The organism is Collinsella sp. OM06-18AC (assembly GCF_003438785.1).
Classification (GTDB): Bacteria; Actinomycetota; Coriobacteriia; order Coriobacteriales; family Coriobacteriaceae; genus Collinsella.
The window spans coordinates 25,569-41,732 of record NZ_QSTX01000017.1 but is presented as its reverse complement, the minus strand read 5'-3'; the positions used below and the strand labels follow the sequence as shown (position 1 = coordinate 41,732).

The 16,164-nt window shown below is 61.4% G+C and carries 14 protein-coding genes; 12 read left to right on the top strand and 2 right to left on the bottom strand.

Annotation, left to right across the window (positions count from 1 at the left end):
* Positions 1-104: 104 nt before the first annotated feature.
* Positions 105-1,808, bottom strand: a complete 1,704-nt coding sequence (locus DXB86_RS09360; RefSeq protein WP_117736913.1) for an OPT/YSL family transporter — start codon at positions 1,806-1,808, stop codon at positions 105-107.
* A 192-nt stretch (positions 1,809-2,000) separates the two neighbouring features.
* Between DXB86_RS09360 and DXB86_RS09355 the strand changes: the two genes are divergently transcribed.
* From DXB86_RS09355 to DXB86_RS09305, 11 genes are all read left to right on the top strand, one after another.
* Positions 2,001-2,852, top strand: a complete 852-nt coding sequence (locus DXB86_RS09355; RefSeq protein WP_117637653.1) for a type III pantothenate kinase — start codon at positions 2,001-2,003, stop codon at positions 2,850-2,852.
* Between the two features lie 84 nt (positions 2,853-2,936).
* On the top strand, positions 2,937-3,461 hold the full coding sequence (locus DXB86_RS09350) for a dCMP deaminase family protein (protein WP_099432128.1): 525 nt from the start codon (positions 2,937-2,939) through the stop codon (positions 3,459-3,461).
* Positions 3,462-3,633: 172 nt separating this feature from the next.
* Complete coding sequence (locus DXB86_RS09345) at positions 3,634-3,912, top strand: NifU family protein (protein ID WP_117637654.1); 279 nt, start codon at positions 3,634-3,636, stop codon at positions 3,910-3,912.
* Positions 3,913-4,021: 109 nt separating this feature from the next.
* The gene (gene lgt / locus DXB86_RS09340) at positions 4,022-4,843 is read left to right on the top strand and encodes a prolipoprotein diacylglyceryl transferase (RefSeq protein WP_117637655.1); all 822 of its coding nucleotides are present in this window, start codon (positions 4,022-4,024) and stop codon (positions 4,841-4,843) included.
* A 135-nt stretch (positions 4,844-4,978) separates the two neighbouring features.
* On the top strand, positions 4,979-7,162 hold the full coding sequence (locus DXB86_RS09335; protein WP_233503175.1) for a DUF6020 family protein: 2,184 nt from the start codon (positions 4,979-4,981) through the stop codon (positions 7,160-7,162).
* Between the two features lie 164 nt (positions 7,163-7,326).
* A complete protein-coding gene (locus tag DXB86_RS09330) occupies positions 7,327-8,133 on the top strand; it encodes a YebC/PmpR family DNA-binding transcriptional regulator (RefSeq protein WP_055251993.1) in 807 nt (268 codons plus the stop codon).
* A gap of 166 nt (positions 8,134-8,299) precedes the next feature.
* The gene (locus DXB86_RS09325) at positions 8,300-8,845 is read left to right on the top strand and encodes a hypothetical protein (RefSeq protein WP_117640268.1); all 546 of its coding nucleotides are present in this window, start codon (positions 8,300-8,302) and stop codon (positions 8,843-8,845) included.
* Entirely contained in the window at positions 8,838-9,215 is a 378-nt protein-coding gene (locus tag DXB86_RS09320; protein WP_233502694.1) for a DUF2273 domain-containing protein, read from the top strand. Before DXB86_RS09325 ends, DXB86_RS09320 begins: the two co-directional genes overlap by 8 nt.
* 44 nt (positions 9,216-9,259) lie before the next feature.
* Positions 9,260-9,775 carry an Asp23/Gls24 family envelope stress response protein gene (locus DXB86_RS09315; protein WP_117736912.1) on the top strand — a complete coding sequence of 172 codons (516 nt, stop codon included), beginning with the start codon at positions 9,260-9,262 and terminating at the stop codon, positions 9,773-9,775.
* A 206-nt stretch (positions 9,776-9,981) separates the two neighbouring features.
* The gene (locus DXB86_RS09310) at positions 9,982-11,004 is read left to right on the top strand and encodes a YitT family protein (protein ID WP_082435553.1); all 1,023 of its coding nucleotides are present in this window, start codon (positions 9,982-9,984) and stop codon (positions 11,002-11,004) included.
* A 150-nt stretch (positions 11,005-11,154) separates the two neighbouring features.
* A complete protein-coding gene (locus DXB86_RS09305; RefSeq protein WP_158555311.1) occupies positions 11,155-12,459 on the top strand; it encodes a zinc-ribbon domain-containing protein in 1,305 nt (434 codons plus the stop codon).
* Positions 12,460-12,599: 140 nt separating this feature from the next.
* Here DXB86_RS09305 and DXB86_RS09300 read toward each other — a convergent pair whose 3' ends face one another.
* Positions 12,600-14,063 (bottom strand): M20 family metallopeptidase, encoded by a 1,464-nt coding sequence (locus tag DXB86_RS09300; RefSeq protein ID WP_055252003.1) that lies wholly within the window; start codon positions 14,061-14,063, stop codon positions 12,600-12,602.
* A gap of 160 nt (positions 14,064-14,223) precedes the next feature.
* Here DXB86_RS09300 and DXB86_RS09295 point away from each other — a divergent pair, with 160 nt between their 5' ends.
* Complete coding sequence (locus tag DXB86_RS09295; protein WP_233504191.1) at positions 14,224-15,867, top strand: amidohydrolase; 1,644 nt, start codon at positions 14,224-14,226, stop codon at positions 15,865-15,867.
* Positions 15,868-16,164: the final 297 nt, after the last annotated feature.

Genomic DNA, 16,164 nt, shown 5'->3' with positions numbered 1-16,164 from the left:
AAAGAAAGCCTCCCATTTCTCATGTCCAAGAAATGGGAGGCAGTTCAAAGCTACCGACCGGGCAAATCGTAGGCAATATGGTTGCTGTCGAGCAGCTGCTCAGCTTAGCCCAGCAGGCTTAAGCCCACGGAGACAAACGCCAGAATAACGCCGACGATGGACTCGCCGCCCAGCAGGCCGCTGGCAACGACCAGGCCCTGTTCCTGGAAGGCGGCGTCCTTGGCAGCCCTCTCCTCGTTAGAAAGACCAGCGGTGGCGTCGCGGTGGGCGGACCACTTGTCGTAGGCGAGCTTGACGCAGGAGCCCAGGAATGCCGTGAGTGACATGTAGAACGGCAGGTACACGCCCAGGCCGATCATCATGGCCGGAATGCCGAGCCAGTACATGACGATGCCGGCGATAAAGCCGCCAACGAACCACGGCACGCTCGGGATGCCCGAGACCATGGTGGCGACAACACTTGCCTGCGCGGCAACAAAGCTCTTGTCGGGGCCAAAGGCGTCCGGGCCATAGGCGGTGACGAGCGCGACCATGACGGCTGCGGCGACCAGGGCGCCCACGATGCCGCCAATGGCTTGGCCGATCCACTGCGCACGCGGGTTGGTGCCCAGCACGGCGCCAGCCTTAAAGTCGTTCATGACGTCGCCCGCAAGGCCGCACGCTACGGCCACGATGCCGGCGATAAAGAACAGCTTGACCTGAGCGAGCTGCGCGAAGGCGGCAACGATGAGCATGACGATGAGGCCAAAGATCTCCATGGGGTCGATGCCCGTCTGGCCGCAGCTCTGCGCACTCATGATGGTGGTGACAAAGGTGAACAGCGTGACGATGACGGCCGGAACGGGGCCAAGGTCGAGCACGATGGCGATGATCACGGCGATGGCGGCAGCGCCCAGGCCGATGATACCGGCGTCGAGCTTAAGGGAACCCGAGATGAGCGACTGCTCGTCGGTGTCGGTGGAGCTGTCGGCGGCGAGGCCGCGGACGATACCGGCGACCTGCGGCAGGATGTCCTTGAGGACGACGGCGACACCAAAGCCCATCATGAGGCCCATACCCAGGGACTTGACGATGCCCTGCGCAGTCACAACGTCGAACAGACCGGCAGCGGTGCCGCCCACAATGATGCCAAAGTTGCCCAGCAGGGCGCCGGCAAACCAGAAGGCGACGGGGGCGAAGCCCACGAGGAAGCCGACGGAGAGCAGCATGGGCGAGTTGTAGATACCAAAGGTCACGCCGGGAATGTTGAGCGTGCACAGCATGCTGGGCACAATGCCCAGGGCGTCGCGCAGCACGCTATAGATGCCGGCGATGGCCATGGAGCCAAAGAGCTGCTTGCCGGTCTTGCCGCCGGCCTCGGTCGCGCGCAGGGTCTGAGCTGCGGCGTTGCCAGTGGGGAACTCAAGCGCGGCGTCCACGATAAAGTGACGGTGGATGAGTGCCGTGGCCAACAGGCCCAGGATAGTGCCGGCGAGTGCCACGATAAACATGTCGAGCCAGCTGATCTGGTTGGCATAGCCCAGCATCCAGGCGCCCGGGATGGTAAACGCCAGACCGCCGGCGACCATGGCGCCTGCGGACATGATGGTGTGGGTGACGTTTGCCTCGTTGAGGCTGGCGTTGCCCATGAGCTTAAGGAAGAACAGCGAGATGACGGCAGCGAAGACGATTGGCCAGGGGAGTGCGCCCATCTTGAGGGCGGTGTAGGCCGAGCTTGCCGTGATGATCACGCAGCCAAGGACGCCGATGACGACGCCGCGCAGCGTGAGTTGCCCGCGCATCGAAGCGCGGTTCGAGGGATTGCTCATATAAAACTCCTTTGCGTATATCCGCTTCCCCCGGGAGCGCCGTTACGGATACGGCGCGGGAAGTCGGGTTACCAAGGGCCGCCGCGTGAGCTCGCAAACGACCGCGCACCAGTATAGCCGCAAGCTAGTCATTTTGGGATGACTGGTTTAGGTAGGCGATATACTGCTGGACAGACGAAAGGAGTGCCGACGATGCTTAATGGGTGCGCATATATATTGACGGTCGACGTGGGCAACACGTTCATTCGCTTTGGCCTGTTTGCCGAGGATTCGGCCGCGGCACAGGAATGCCCGCTTGCGACGTGCGAGATCACGACGCCGTCGAGCATTACGGCCGACGAAGCGCGTATGCGTCTCGCTCAAGTCATGGCCGCGCTGGCGGCCGATGCGGGCATGCCCGGCGCGCTCGTTCCCGCAGCTGCAGTCCTGAGTTGCGTGGTGCCGGCGCTCGAGCGTCCGTGGAAGGCGGCACTTTTTCGCACCTGCACGGGGCGCGTGCTCACCGTGGGGCCGGGCCTCAAGACCGGCATGCCCGTCCGCTACGACGACCCGGCCGAGATCGGCCCCGACCGCATTGCCGACGCCGTGGCGGCCCGTGCCGTCTACGGCTCTCCGTGCATCGTGATCGACTTGGGTACCACGACCAATATCGAGGTCATCGACGCGCGCGGCACCTTTGTGGGCGGCGTCATCGCGCCGGGTCTGGCGCTTGGCGCCCGCTCGCTCTCGGCCGCTGCGGCGCGCCTACCCCAGGTTGAGCCCTCGGCACCCACGCATGTCATCGGCCGCAACACGCGCGAGGCGATGCGCTCGGGCGTGGTCTTGGGCGAGGTGGCCCGCATCGACGGTATGCTCGACATGGTGCTTGCCGAGATGCGTGCGACCAAGGCCGCGGGGGAGGGCGACGTGCCCATCGTCATTACCGGCGACGATGCCGAGGCACTCGCGTCGCTGGTCGGCCACAGCCTGACGGTAGATGATGCACTGACGCTGCGGGGTCTCGCCGAGCTCTACCGCATCAACCAAAAGCCCCGCCGCGTGTAAAAGTGAGGGCGCCGGTGGGACAAACGCCCCCACCTTTCACCTGCTACAATGGGTCAAACTATTGCGATTACGGAGGTGTCTGCCATGTCGGACGATCTTCATCAAACTTCGTCAGGCAAGCGCCTGGACGTCATTAGCTGGGACGAGTTCTTTATGAGCGTGGCCATCGCCGCGCAGCGCCGCAGCAAGGACCCCAACACGCAGGTGGGTGCGTGCATCGCCAGCACCAACCACCGTATCCTTTCGGTGGGCTACAACGGTACACCCTCGGCGCTCAACGACGACTTTTTCCCGTGGGGTACGAGCGATGATCCGCTGCAGGACAAGCACAACTACGTGGTCCATGCCGAGGCAAACGCCGTGCTCAACTACCGTGGCTCACTCAAGGATCTCGAGGGTTCCACGGTCTATGTCACGCTGTTCCCGTGCCACGATTGTGCCAAGATCCTGGCGCAGGTGGGTGTAGGCGAGGTCGTCTATCTGGACAACAAGTACGCCGACACCGACGACGGCCGCATCAGCCGCCGCATTCTCGACTCCTGCGGTATTAGCTACCGCCAGGTTATCGTCGATGTTCACATCGGTACCGAGGGGCAGGCTCAGCAGTAGCGCGTGACAATGCCAGCTGGTAACAACAGGCAGCTAAAAGATCCCCGTCCCAAATTGACTGCTCGTGAAAGTCGTGTCCGCGCGCATGGATGGCTCGTGAGCGGGTACATGGCTGTAGTAACATAGCCCCTGTCCGCGGGCGTGCCCGCGTTATTGTGAGAAAGGAGCCCCTGTGGCTGTTAACGAAGAGCTGCTTAAGAAGGTTCTTGAAGAGATTCGCCCCAACCTGCAGGCCGACGGCGGCGATATGGAGTATGTGGGTGTTGACGACGAGGGCGTCGTCAAACTGGAGCTGCAGGGTGCCTGCGCCGGCTGCCCTATGAGCGCGCTGACCCTGTCCATGGGTATCGAGCGTATCCTCAAGGAGCATGTGCCCGGCGTTACCCGTGTCGAGCAGGTTAATGCCTCCGGCGAGACCGACGACCTGTACGACGAGTACGCGCCGTTCTAAGATGCGAAAGCTGCGGACGGCATACTCCGCATAGACGTTACGCCCAAATATGCGGCTGCGAGCGCAAGGCCCGCGGCCGCATTTGTATGTAGGGAGTAGGAGGGTCGACATGCTCAACGACTTCTACCATATGCTTGATCCCGTCGCGATTTCGGCGGGGCCCATCACGATTTACTGGTATGGTCTGGCCTATGTGGTCGGAGCTCTGCTCACGGCGGTCGTCATGTATCGCACGCAGCGTCGCTGGGGCTTTAGCATCACGATTGACGACCTGACGAGCGTCGTGGTCGGTGTGGTCTTTGGCCTTATCATCGGCGCCCGCCTGTTCTACGTCATCTTTTACGGCGACGGCTACTACTGGGCACATCCGCTCGAGATCTTTGCCACCAACGAAGGCGGCATGAGCTTCCACGGTGGCCTGGTCGGCGGCATTATCGGCGGCATCATCGTTTGCCGCATGTATAAGCTCGACGCATGGACTCTGGCAGACCTTGCTGTCATCGGCGCGCCGCTGGCCTTGTGTCTGGGCCGTTGTGCCAACTTTGTCAACGGTGAGCTGTGGGGCAAGCCGACCGATCTGCCCTGGGGTGTAGTCTTTGGCGGGACTGCGGGCGATATGCCGCGTCACCCCTCCCAACTCTACGAGGCATTTCTTGAGGGCATTGTGCTCTTCTGCATCCTGCAGGTGCTCAGCCGCAAAAAGCCGTTGCTGCCCCAGGGCACGTTTATGGGCGTGTTTGTGATGGGTTACGGCATCGTCCGCTTCCTCGTCGAGTTCGTGCGCGTGCCCGATGCCCAGCTGGGCTATCTGCTGGGCGGCGTCATCACGATGGGTCAGCTGCTGAGCCTTCCGCTCGTGATTGCGGGCCTGGCGCTCGTCATCTTTGCCCTCCGCCGCAACCGTCCCCAGCGCATCTACCTCGACTCCTAACCACCACAAAGGGGACAGGCACTTTTGTGGTGGTTTGCTGGGCAACGATGACAGAACCGTAACGTTTCCCCAGATAAAACCTGCCAAAATAAACCTGTCCCTTTTTGGCAGGTTTCTAGAAAGGCTCTTTGGACTGTGAAGGATTCCGATCTCTCCACAACGGCTGCGCGCGACGCGGCCCGCATCGTCTGGTTTAAGCGCTACCCCGCCAAGCAGACGCTCATCGCATTTCTGCTCGCGCTGTTGGCGACCACGGCGTTTTCCATCGATCCCGCCCCGGTGTCGAGCAACGCAGTCTTGGCGATTGACCCCAAAGCCTCGGGCATGCTGTACGTGTGCTACGAGGTGCTCCTCTCGTTTGCCGGCCATACCGACGCGGTCATGCTGCTTGCGCTTGCCTGCCTGCTCACGCTGCCGTTTCGCTACGTATTCTTTGGCCGTGGCGACACCTGGCGCCCGTCGATCATTCTGCCGTCGCTGTTTTTCGCCATCTGCATGGTGTTCGGCCGCAGCTACGACCTCACCGACTCGGCCGAGATTGTTCTTGGCGACAAGGCCCGCATCATCTGTGCCTGGATTGGCGGCGCGGGCTGGATGCTCTTGGCGATCGTTGCCTTCTACCTGGCTTTTGAGTGTCTAGATTGGCTGAGCTCTCGGCGCATTCCGTTTTCCGAAGCGCACTTTGGCCGCGTATGGCGTGTGGCTCACGCCGTGCTCTCGGCCCATCCCTTTGCCGGGCCCTTCCTGGTGCTTATGATCGCCTGGGCGCCCACGCTCATCGCTTCGCTGCCCGGCCTTTTTATGGGAGATACGGGTGCGCAGATTCGCCAGTGGTTCAACTATCCCAACGGCACGAGCGACTACCTGCGCCTACTCAACCCCAATGTCCTGCTCAACGGGCATCACCCGGTCGTGCACACGGCCATTATCGGCTCGTGCGTTCAACTGGGGCTTTCGGTCTTTAACAGCGCCAATGCGGGGCTTGCCATCTACACCTGCGCTCAGTTCGTCATTACGGCCGCCTGCATGGCCTATTCCGTCTCGTCGCTGCGCAAACTGGGCGTGAGCCTGCCGGTCCGCGGCGTGATCTTGCTGTTCTTTGTGTTTATGCCCATGTTCTCTAACTACGCGGCCCTGCTCACCAAAGACGTGCTCTTTGCCGACGCGTTTTTGGTGCTGTTGGTGCAGACCGTGAAGCTCGTGGCCTGCGGCCTGCCCCGTCGCGATGCCAATGCCGAGCGTGCGGGCGAGAAGGCCCCCGTGCTCTTTGCGCGCCATGACTGGCTGTTGTTTGCGCTTGCTGCCATGGGTTCCACGTTTTTGCGCAATGGAGGCCTGGTGTTTCCGCTGGCGGCGTGTATGATCGCGGCGGCGTTTTGCGCATGGGATGTACATGTCGCTCGTCGTGCGGCTAAGCAGACGGGCACCGCGGTCTCATGCGTCACGCCGCGATTCCGCTGGGTTGGCGTCCTCGCGGTGCTCGCGCTCTGCCTTGCCTCTAATATGTACTTCACCAAGGTCTTTATGCCGGCGCACGACATCACGCCCGGCTCCAAGCGCGAAATTCTCTCGATTCCGTTCCAGCAGACGGCTCGTTTCGTTCAAAAGCACGATGGCCTCAACTCGGGTGTCAACCCCACGGTAAAGGAGGACGGCACCATCGTGGAGGCGCCCTGCGACGGTTTGGTGACCGACGAGGAGCGCGTCGTGATCGATCGCGTGCTCAAGTACGAGAACCTGGGCCGCCGCTACAACCCTGACAAGTCCGATGCCGTCAAGAACTGCTTTAACGAGTACGCCTCGCAGGAGGACATCAAGGCCTATTTTGAGGTCTGGGCGCAGATGTTCAAAAAGGATCCCGAGTGCTATATCTCGGCGCTCATCAATAACTATTACGGCTACTTTTATCCGAGTGCCCGCGATGCCTGGGTCTACAGCACGGCGCGTAGTGCCGAGATCATGGCGCGTCCCGACAACCTCAAGTACTTCGACTTCCATCCGGTTGACAGCAACGTGGTGCGCTGGTGTGACCACCTGATCAATCTGTACCGTGTGGCGGTGCAGCGCATCCCGTTTATTTCGCTCACCATGAGCTCGGCCACCTATGTGTGGATCATGATTGCCGTGGTGGTCTACCTGCTGCGTCGTCATTCATGGCGTGCGCTGGCGATCTGGGTGCCGCTGTTGGGCGTGCTCGCCGTGTGCCTGATTGGTCCGTGCAACGGCTCGACCTACATGCGCTACCTGTATCCGGTCATCGCCTGCATGCCCTTCGCCATCGGCGCCACCGTCACCCGCAGCGACTTCCTCTGGTCCTAACTTGGTGCATTGGGGTCAGGTTTCTTTGCACCAAAGGGGACATCATCACGACGCCTTCATTTTGGGGTTTATCTCGCAGGCTAGTAGGTATATCATAACGACGTTTGTTTATATTGCCCGAGCATCTGCGCTGGGCTTTAGGTCGAAACCGATAGGAGACACGTATGTCCGGACACTCTAAGTGGGCCACAACCAAGCATCGTAAGGGCGCGCAGGACGCCAAGCGTTCCGCCCTCTTCTCCAAGCTCAGCCGCAACATCACCGTTGCTGCCCGTCTCGGCGGTGACCCGCTGCCCGAGAACAACGCCAGCCTCGCCGCTGCCGTTGCCAAGGCCAAGGCTCAGTCCATGCCTAAGGACAAGATCAAGTCCGCTATCGACAAGGCTTTTGGTTCGGGTGCTGACGCCGCCGTCTACGAGAACATCGTGTACGAGGGCTACGGTCCCGCCGGTGTCGCCGTCTACGTCGACTGCCTGACCGACAACCGCAACCGTACCGCCGCTGATGTCCGTTCCGCCTTCTCCCACGCTGGTGGCAACCTGGGCACCTCCGGCTCCGTCGCCTTCCAGTTTGAGCGCAAGGGCCAGATTGTCGTCGCCAAGGAGATCCTGGACGAGAACGCCAAGAAGGAGACCATGATCGCCAACGGTGCTGCCGGTGACGAGGATGAGTTCATGATGGCCATCGCCGAGGCCGGTGGCGAGGACTACGAGGATGCCGGCGAGGAGTGGATCGTCTGGACTGCTGCCAACGACGTCATGGCTGTCTCCAAGGCGCTCGAGGAGCAGGGCGTCCAGGTCAAGGGTTCCGAGACCACCATGGTCCCGACCACCCCGACCGAGGTCTCTGGTACCGACGCCAAGAAGGTCCAGCGCCTCATCGACCGTCTTGAGGAGCTCGACGACGTCCAGGACGTCTACAGCACCATGGACATGACCGACGAGGTCATCGCTGCCCTCGAGGAGGAGTAGCGCCAGCACGGATTGAGCCGTGCATATCTGGGCATAATGAAGCGAGCATGCAAGCCTCGTGGAATAGATGAGCCGGATCCGCGTGCGTAGAGCACCGGACCCGGCTCTTTTATAATGATGCGAACCGTTCTGCATTTCGAGAGCCGAGATTTGAAGGGAGCGCCGCGTGCGCGTACTCAAACGAGCCCTAGCGATCGTGTATCTTGCCGCCACCATCGTGGCACTGGGTACGCTTGTCTGCCAGTTTTGGGGGCCGTATACGTATCGCTTTATGCTGCTGATGCGCGACCCCATGCCGCGCATCGTCGTGACGGCGTGCGCCGGCGTCGTGGCGATCGGCGTACTGCTGAGCTTTTTCCGCCTGATGTTCGCCCGTCGCGAACCGTCCTGCGTGCATCCGGCGGGGGAGCGCAATATCGAGGTTACCCTTGCGGCGCTTTCTTCGTGCGCCAGGGTTGCTGCCGAGCGCGACGACCGCGTGATGGTCGAGCATGTCGAGGCTCGCGTCCAAGGCCCCGACGATTCGCACGTCCGTTTTAAGGTCGAGGCTATCGCGCTTGACGATAAGGACGTGGCATCTCTGGCTACCGCGATGCAGCAGCGCATCGAAGAAGCCTGCGATACCATGCTCGGCGCGCCGGGTACGACCGCGCGCGTCCGTTTTTTGCCGTCCAAGACTACCGTCCAGACCGTGGAGGTTTCCGGTGAGTGATACCAATCAAGATAAGACCGCTCGTACGCCGCGCCTGACGATCGATCAGAACGCTATGCCGGCAGGCGAGTCCGCCGACACCAAGCCCGAGGCCGGCGAGCAGCACGACAGCGCCGCCAACGACTTTGACGAGGCCATGGGTCTCATCAAAGGTACGGGCGCTGCTATCTGGAGCTACGCCGTGCGCCACCCCAACACTACGCTCGGCGCCGTGGCAGGCTTTATCCTCGCCGTGCTGGTACTTACGTTGGGCCTGTGGGACACGCTCGTCATCGCATTCTTTGTGCTGATCGGCGCCGTGATCGGCCAGATTCGCGACGGCGAGAACGGTATCGTCAACTTCTTCGGCCGTCTGTTTAGCGGCCGCTAATATGTATTCGACTGTCGCATCCGCGGCAGGCATAAGGAGGAACCATGGCTTTTAACACGAAGGTCGATGTGACCGATACCGAGCTCGAGGAGAACGAAGCGGTCGTCGCCGAAGCCGAGGACGTGACGCTCGAGGACGAGGCTCTTGTCGAGGCCGAGTCCGATGAGGATGAGGACGACGAGGAGGCGGATGAGTCCGAGGACTCGCTGACCTATTCCAACGGCGTGATCGAGAAGATCGTTGCCATGGCCACCCGCGAGGTTCCGCACGTTCTGGGCATGAAGGGTAACCTCATGCACTTTGTGCAGGAGCAGTTTGGTGCCGAGAATCTGACCAAGGGCGTGACGGTCGAGGTCACCGACGATAATCGCGTGGTCGTCAACATCTCCGTCATCATCGAGTACGGCGCCTATGCGCCCGCGATCTTCGACGATGTTAAGGCACGTGTCACCGAGCGCCTTGCCGCGATGACCGGCCTTGAGGTGGCGGGCGTCAACCTGCGCATCGAGGATGTCATCACCCCCGAGGAGTACGAGCACCGCACCAGCCAGCACGAATAACCTTCCAAAAAGGGACAGGTTTGTTTTGGCAGGTTTTATCTGCGAAAACATTAAACGGCCGACCGCGCAAGCAAAAGCGTGGCCGGCCGTTTTTGTACGCTCCCGATATAGTCATACCGCTCGTCTAACTAAGGGTTGCAATCCCCACGTTCCGCGTTACTCTAATGGGCGCATTGTTTCCAAATTGTTAACGAGGGGTTGCCGTAATGGCCGACGAGCACGAAACAGAAAGCAAGGCATGGGCAATTGAGGCCGCTGCGGCAGAGGCGGCGTCGCGTGCTGCCGAGGAGGTGCATCGTCCTCCCGTAGTGCCGATGGAACGCGTGGTCGATCGCGATGTTATCGAGCGGGGCGAGCGCGCTGGTCGCAAGCGCAGCCAGGAGCCGGGCTTTCCGCGCTTTTTTGCCGAGCTCAATTTGGGCCTGATCCTCACGGCCTTTGCCATCGTCGCGTTTAAAACCCCTAATCACTTTGCTTTTGGCGGCACCTCGGGCGTGTCGGTCATTCTGTCCACGCTGTTCCCGACCCTGCCCGTCGGCGTCTTTATGTGGATTATCAATGCGGTCCTGGTCGTTCTGGGCTTTATCTTTTTGGAGCGCAAGGCAATTCTGTGGAGCGTCTTCGCCTCGTTTGCGCTTTCCGCCTATGTTTCGCTGTTTGAGCTCTTTATCCCGACCGATGTCTCGATGACGGGCGATATGTGGCTCGACCTGTGCTTTGCCGTGATTCTGCCGGCCCTCGGCAGCGCCATCGTCTTCGATATTGGCGCCTCGACGGGCGGCACGGACATCCTCGCCATGATTCTCAAACGCCGCACGACGCTTGAGATCGGCCGTGCGCTGCTGCTGGTCGATATCGGCATCGTGACCATCGCGGCCTTCTTGTACGGTCCGCGCGTCGGTCTGTACTGCGTGCTCGGCCTGTTTGCCAAGACGCTCGTGGTCGACAAGGCCATTGAGAGCATTCACCTGCGCAAAGTCTGCACGGTCATTTGTTCCGAGCCCCTTAAGGTCGAGGAGTTTATCGTCAAGCATCTCAACCGTACGGCGACTATCAGCCGCGGCTACGGTGCTTTCTCGGGCAAGTGCGTGACGGTGATTATGAGCGTGCTGAGTCGTCGCGAGGCCGTGCAACTGCGTCGCTACGCGCGCGAGATCGATCCGGGTGCCTTTATCACGATTGTCGACAGCTCCGAGATCGTCGGCAAGGGTTTCCGCGGAACGAACTAACGCGGTCGAGCTCATCAAACAATCGAATAGCGCCCTGCGCATTGCAAATGCGTCATGTTGGAGTATTTGTCCCCACATTGGGTGATAATGATGCCAAAGACATCGTTTGCGATCCAGATGGTTCGCTCAAGATACGAAGGGATGATCTCGATGTTCTGTTCGCAGTGTGGTGCCCCCATGGGCGATAACGACAAGTTCTGCGGCGCGTGTGGTGCCCCCAATGCCGGTGCCGCAGCCTCTGCCCCTCAGGGTCAGCCCCAGCAGTTTGTTCCGCAACCGCCCGTGGCGAATGCGTCCAAGGGCTGTGTGGCTCAGGCGTTTGAGGATATGACCAAGACTCCGGGCGTGCTGCAGCGCGTGTGCCAGATTGCCTTTTTACCGGCGCTGATTTGTGTTGTGTCGGTACTCGTGCTGTTTATTCCCGTTATTGGCGGCATTGCAGCTGCCATCGGCTTTTTGGCAGCTTGCATTGCGAGCGTGTGTGGTTCCGGCTTTGGTATTGAGTGGGGTCGAGATCTGTCGCTCAAGGTTGATGACGGTATGGATCGTCCACTCATGCGTTCCACGTCGTTTGGCCTCGGAGTCTTTTCGAGCGTTATCTCGGTCGTGCTCGAGGTTATTGCTGCCATTCCCGTTATCGGTGTAGTGCTTTCGCTGGTGGAGAGCGTGGTAATTGGCGCCGCGGGCTCGTATTCGTATTACGGCTCTTATGCACTCGAGGCAGCGCTGTTCGGCTCGCTTGGCCTGCTTGTCCTGGCTATGATTGCCACGGCGGTCTTGGGGGTCTTCTTTAAGATGTTCGCCGACATTGCCGTGATGCACTTTGCGGTGACCGGTCGTGTCGAGAGCGCGTTTTCGCTCGATAAGGTCTGGGCGGCCTTTAAGCACAACAAGACCAAACTGTTCTGCGCTTCGTTCCTTCCCGAGTTTTTGACGGGCCTGGTCGCCAACGTTGTCACCTGGATCCTGACGTTCGTCTTTGGCACCATTGCCTCTGTCGGTATGTATAGCTACTACTACCGTCCTACGGCTATTGAGGCGCTTGTTACCGGCGGTGGCATCACGCTCGTATTGTTCTTAGTGCTGACGGCGTTTGTCACGGTATTCCTCACGGTCTTTGGCAAGATGCTCAAGCACCGTGCCGTTGGCTATTGGGTTGCGCGCTACGCAAGCGAGTGGGCCGACGAGGACAAGGACGACGTCCTGACTTTTGTGCTGCCGTTTGAGAAGAAGTCTGCTCCGGCTGGTTTTAGCGCCGACGCAGCGCCCGTATCCGATTCCGCTGCGGCGCCGGCGCCTGCGCCCGAGCCCGAGCCCGCGCCCGTGCCTGAGCCTGAGCCTGAGCCCGCGCCCGTGCCTGAGCCCGAGCCCGAGCCCATGCCGGAACCGGAGCCCGAGCCTGCACCTGAGCCCGAGCCTGCGCCAAGCTCCGACGAGGACCCGCAGGACGAGTAACCCTGCCACCTGCCATTTGGGGACGGGGTAGAAACGGTAGAAATAGCGCTTGACAAATAAGCGGGGGCGGACGTGCCGAAGCGTCCGCCCCCGCTTTGATATCGCGATGCGGCTATGACTGCGAGATGGTCGTGGATCGACTACTCGTCGTGCTTCTCCTCGCGGCGGGCGGCGGCGCGAGCGTCGTGGATGCCCTTGATTGCGGCGTGTCGGGCGGTGCGGGCATCGTGCATGGCGTCGCGGGCCTCGGCGGCCGTGGCCTTGGCAGAGCGCAGTTTGGCTGCTAGGTCGGGATTGGTCTCGGCGACCGCGGCAATCGTGGGGCCGTCGAGCTCTTCTTGTGTGGGCTCGGCCAAAAAGTCGATGGCATATTGGGCGGCCACCATGGAGCCCTTGGCCAGTACCGACTCGTCAATCTTGTAGAAGCAAGAATGTTGGGCGTACGTGGCGCCAATCTGGGGGTTGCGCGTGCCAACAAAGGCGAGCACGCCCGGTACGCGGCGCAGGTACTCCGAAAAATCCTCACCCGAGAGTGTGCCGCGATAATGGCCTTGGCCGGTGGGGCCCAGGCATTTGATTACTGCCTGGCGGCAGCGCTCGCTCGAGGCGGCATCGTTTTCGACCTTGTAATTGGCGATGGTGTAGTCGGTGAGCTCTGCCTCGGCGCCCAAGGCGGCCGCGGTATGCTCCACGATGCGGCGCATGAGCTCCGGCATTTCCTCGTGGGTCGAATCTCCGTAGGTGCGCACCGTGCCGGCGAGGTAGGCCGTGCCGGCGATAACGTTGCGCGCGGTGCCGCCGTGCAGCTCGCCGACGGTAATGACGGCCGGCTCGTAGGGACTGATCTCGCGCGAAACGATGGTCTGCAGAGCGTTGACGATCTCGGCGGCAACCATAACGGCGTCGTGACCGCGCTGGGGCATGGCGCCGTGGCACGAGGTGCCGCGGACGTCGATGCGGAACCAGTCGGTATTGGCCATGCGCGGTCCGGGCTCGCAGCTCACGGTGCCGGCGTCGACCTCACTCCAGATGTGCGCGGCGTAGGCGCCATCGACGCCGTCGAGCACGCCCGTGCCGATCATGAGCTTGGCGCCCTGGCCGTTTTCCTCGCTGGGCTGGAAGACGATGCGGACTTCGCCGTGGATGTCGTCGGTCATATGGCGCAGGATTTGCAGCGTGCCGAGCATCATGGCGATGTGGCAGTCGTGGCCGCAGGCGTGCATGCAGCCCTCGTTGACGCTGGCAAACTCCTCGCCGGTCTGCTCGGTGACGGGCAGGGCGTCGATATCCGCGCGCAGCAGGATGCGGCGGCGCGGCGTGCCGTCCTCGTGGTAGGCATCCGACGCGGTACCGCGAAGCGTTGCCACCAAGCCGGTCTTGAGCGGACGCTCGTAGGGGATATTCATGGCGTCGAGCTGGTTGGCGATGTCGGAGGTCGTGCGCTCCTCGGCAAGGCTCAGCTCCGGGTGCTTATGGAAGTGCCGGCGCTGCTTGATGATATAGGGTTCAAACTCGGTAGCGATATCTTTGATGGCTGCGGTGACGTCGTCAGCCGCGCGAGCCTCGGTCGCCGCCATAATCTGCTGTGCCTTGGTCTTCGTCATGGTCGATTTGCTCCTTGCTGGTTTTTGCAAAATCGTACAGGCTCATTCCAGTATGCCACCTGCCACTTGGCCTGGCAAAGCTGCCGTTTGCCGCTTGGCATTTTGTAACCGAGACGGGGGAGTACACTCGGGGATGTTGAATTTCCTGCCAGAGATGGGGATGCCCATGCAACATATCGATCGGATTATCCGCTCCAAGAACGTCTTTACCGCGCAAGACGGCATCGATACCGCCCGCGAGCTGGCGATTGCCATCGCAGGCGACCGTATCGTCGCAGTCGGTGCGCCCGATGACGTGATTGCCGCCGCGCCTGCCGCCACGCCGGTTATCGACTACGGCGAGCAGTTTGTCTGCCCAGGTTTCCATGACGCTCATCTGCACTTCTTCCATACCTCGGTCGGCTCCTCGCCGTACATGCTCATGGATATGGGCACGTCCGAGGCGGCGCTGGTGCAACACGCGCTCGAGTTTTCCCAGGACCTGCCCGACGACGCTTGGGTTGTGACTCAGGGCTGGCGCGACTACCGTTGGGACCCGCCCGAGCATCCTACCAAGGCGTCGCTCGATGCGGCATTCCCCGATCGCCCCTGCGTTATGTATTCGGGCGACGGCCATACGCTGTGGCTCAACAGCCGCGCACTCGAGGCGCTCGGCGTCACGCGCGACAGCGAGCCGCCAGCGGGCGGTGGCTACGACAAGGACGCAAGCGGCGAGCTCACGGGCATTGCTCACGAGGCGGCTGCCATGCAGCTGCTACCGCGCTGCCTTGAGTGGCTGGGGGAGGATCGCATTGCAAGCGCTTACGCCGATCAAATGAGGCGTATGGCCGAGCAGGGCATCACCTCGATATGCGATATGTCGCTCATGCCCATGCCGGGCTGCGATTTTATCCGCGACGACGTCTACGACAAACTGCAGGCAGCCGGCAAGTTGGGCATCCGAGCCCATCTGTTCCCCACGCTGCTGGATGACCAGTTGCGCTTGGAAGAGCTGCAGACCCGCTACGCGAACAACGCGCTGCTCTCGGCGCCAGGCTTTAAGCAGTTCTTCGACGGCGTGTCGAGCGAACACACGGCATATCTCACCGAGCCCTATACCAATCCGCGCTTCCCGGGCGACCAGGGCCGTCTGACAGTTCCTGCCGAGCGCATGCGTAAGCTGGTTCTGGCGGCTGCGGAGCGCGGCCACACTGTGCGTATCCACGTTATCGGCGACGGTGCGATTCATGCCGCGCTGGATATCTTCGAGGAGGCCGCCGACCTGTACGGCCTGCCCCAGCACGGCCATAACACACTCGAGCATCTGGAGAACCTCCTGCCCGAGGACATCGACCGCCTGCGCAAGCTCAACGTGATTGCCTCGAGTCAGCCCTGTCACATTACGCTCGACCCGGGCGGCCCCGAGCGCGATTTGGGCATGGAGCGCAGCCGCATCATGTGGCCGTTTGCAACCTATAAGCAGCGCGGCATTCGCCAAGCCTTCGGTACTGACAGCCCTATCACGCCCGTTACCAGCATGAACGTGCTCTACACGGCTATCACGCGCCAAGACCCCAAAAGCCACTGGCCCGAGGGCGGCTGGCTGCCGAGCGAGCGCATCGATGCAGCAACAGCCCTGCGCAACTACACCCTGGGCAGCGCCTATGCAGCGGGCGACGAGCAAAACCTCGGCAGCCTAGAACCCGGCAAATACGCCGACCTGGTAGTCCTGGACCAAAACCTGCTCACCATCGACCCCCAAGAACTCCAAGCCACCAAAGTCCAAGCCACCTACCTAGCCGGCAACCTGATCTACGAGCGCTAGCCCCATACCCCACCCATAAGGGGCGCGTTTCTGCAACGTGCCCCTTTCTTGTTCGCACCATCTGCATCGCCATTTTGCTGCACTGACTTTTCTGAATGCCGGGCCTGAATTAGTTAACCTGGCTCCCTGGGCGGACCGGAGGGCATGAAGTTTGTCGCGAGTTCCGCACGCAAAGGAAAGCACTTAATGTGCTTTCCGTCTTGCGCAGGACTGTAGAGCAGCAAACTACATGCCCTCCGGTCCGCCCCGGGAGCCACCGTTAGGTTATCCCCCGGCATTCAGAAAATCTAAGTGCCA

What these genes read in the sequence shown, in the direction of transcription:
- DXB86_RS09360 (WP_117736913.1), bottom strand. Translation starts at nt 1,808, where the DNA reads ATGAGCAATCCCTCGAACCGCGCTTCGATGCGCGGGCAACTCACGCTG.
- DXB86_RS09355 (WP_117637653.1), top strand. Translation starts at nt 2,001, where the DNA reads ATGCTTAATGGGTGCGCATATATATTGACGGTCGACGTGGGCAACACG.
- DXB86_RS09350 (WP_099432128.1), top strand. Translation starts at nt 2,937, where the DNA reads ATGTCGGACGATCTTCATCAAACTTCGTCAGGCAAGCGCCTGGACGTC.
- lgt (WP_117637655.1), top strand. Translation starts at nt 4,022, where the DNA reads ATGCTCAACGACTTCTACCATATGCTTGATCCCGTCGCGATTTCGGCG.
- DXB86_RS09330 (WP_055251993.1), top strand. Translation starts at nt 7,327, where the DNA reads ATGTCCGGACACTCTAAGTGGGCCACAACCAAGCATCGTAAGGGCGCG.
- DXB86_RS09315 (WP_117736912.1), top strand. Translation starts at nt 9,260, where the DNA reads ATGGCTTTTAACACGAAGGTCGATGTGACCGATACCGAGCTCGAGGAG.
- DXB86_RS09310 (WP_082435553.1), top strand. Translation starts at nt 9,982, where the DNA reads ATGGCCGACGAGCACGAAACAGAAAGCAAGGCATGGGCAATTGAGGCC.
- DXB86_RS09305 (WP_158555311.1), top strand. Translation starts at nt 11,155, where the DNA reads ATGTTCTGTTCGCAGTGTGGTGCCCCCATGGGCGATAACGACAAGTTC.
- DXB86_RS09300 (WP_055252003.1), bottom strand. Translation starts at nt 14,063, where the DNA reads ATGACGAAGACCAAGGCACAGCAGATTATGGCGGCGACCGAGGCTCGC.
- DXB86_RS09295 (WP_233504191.1), top strand. Translation starts at nt 14,224, where the DNA reads ATGCCCATGCAACATATCGATCGGATTATCCGCTCCAAGAACGTCTTT.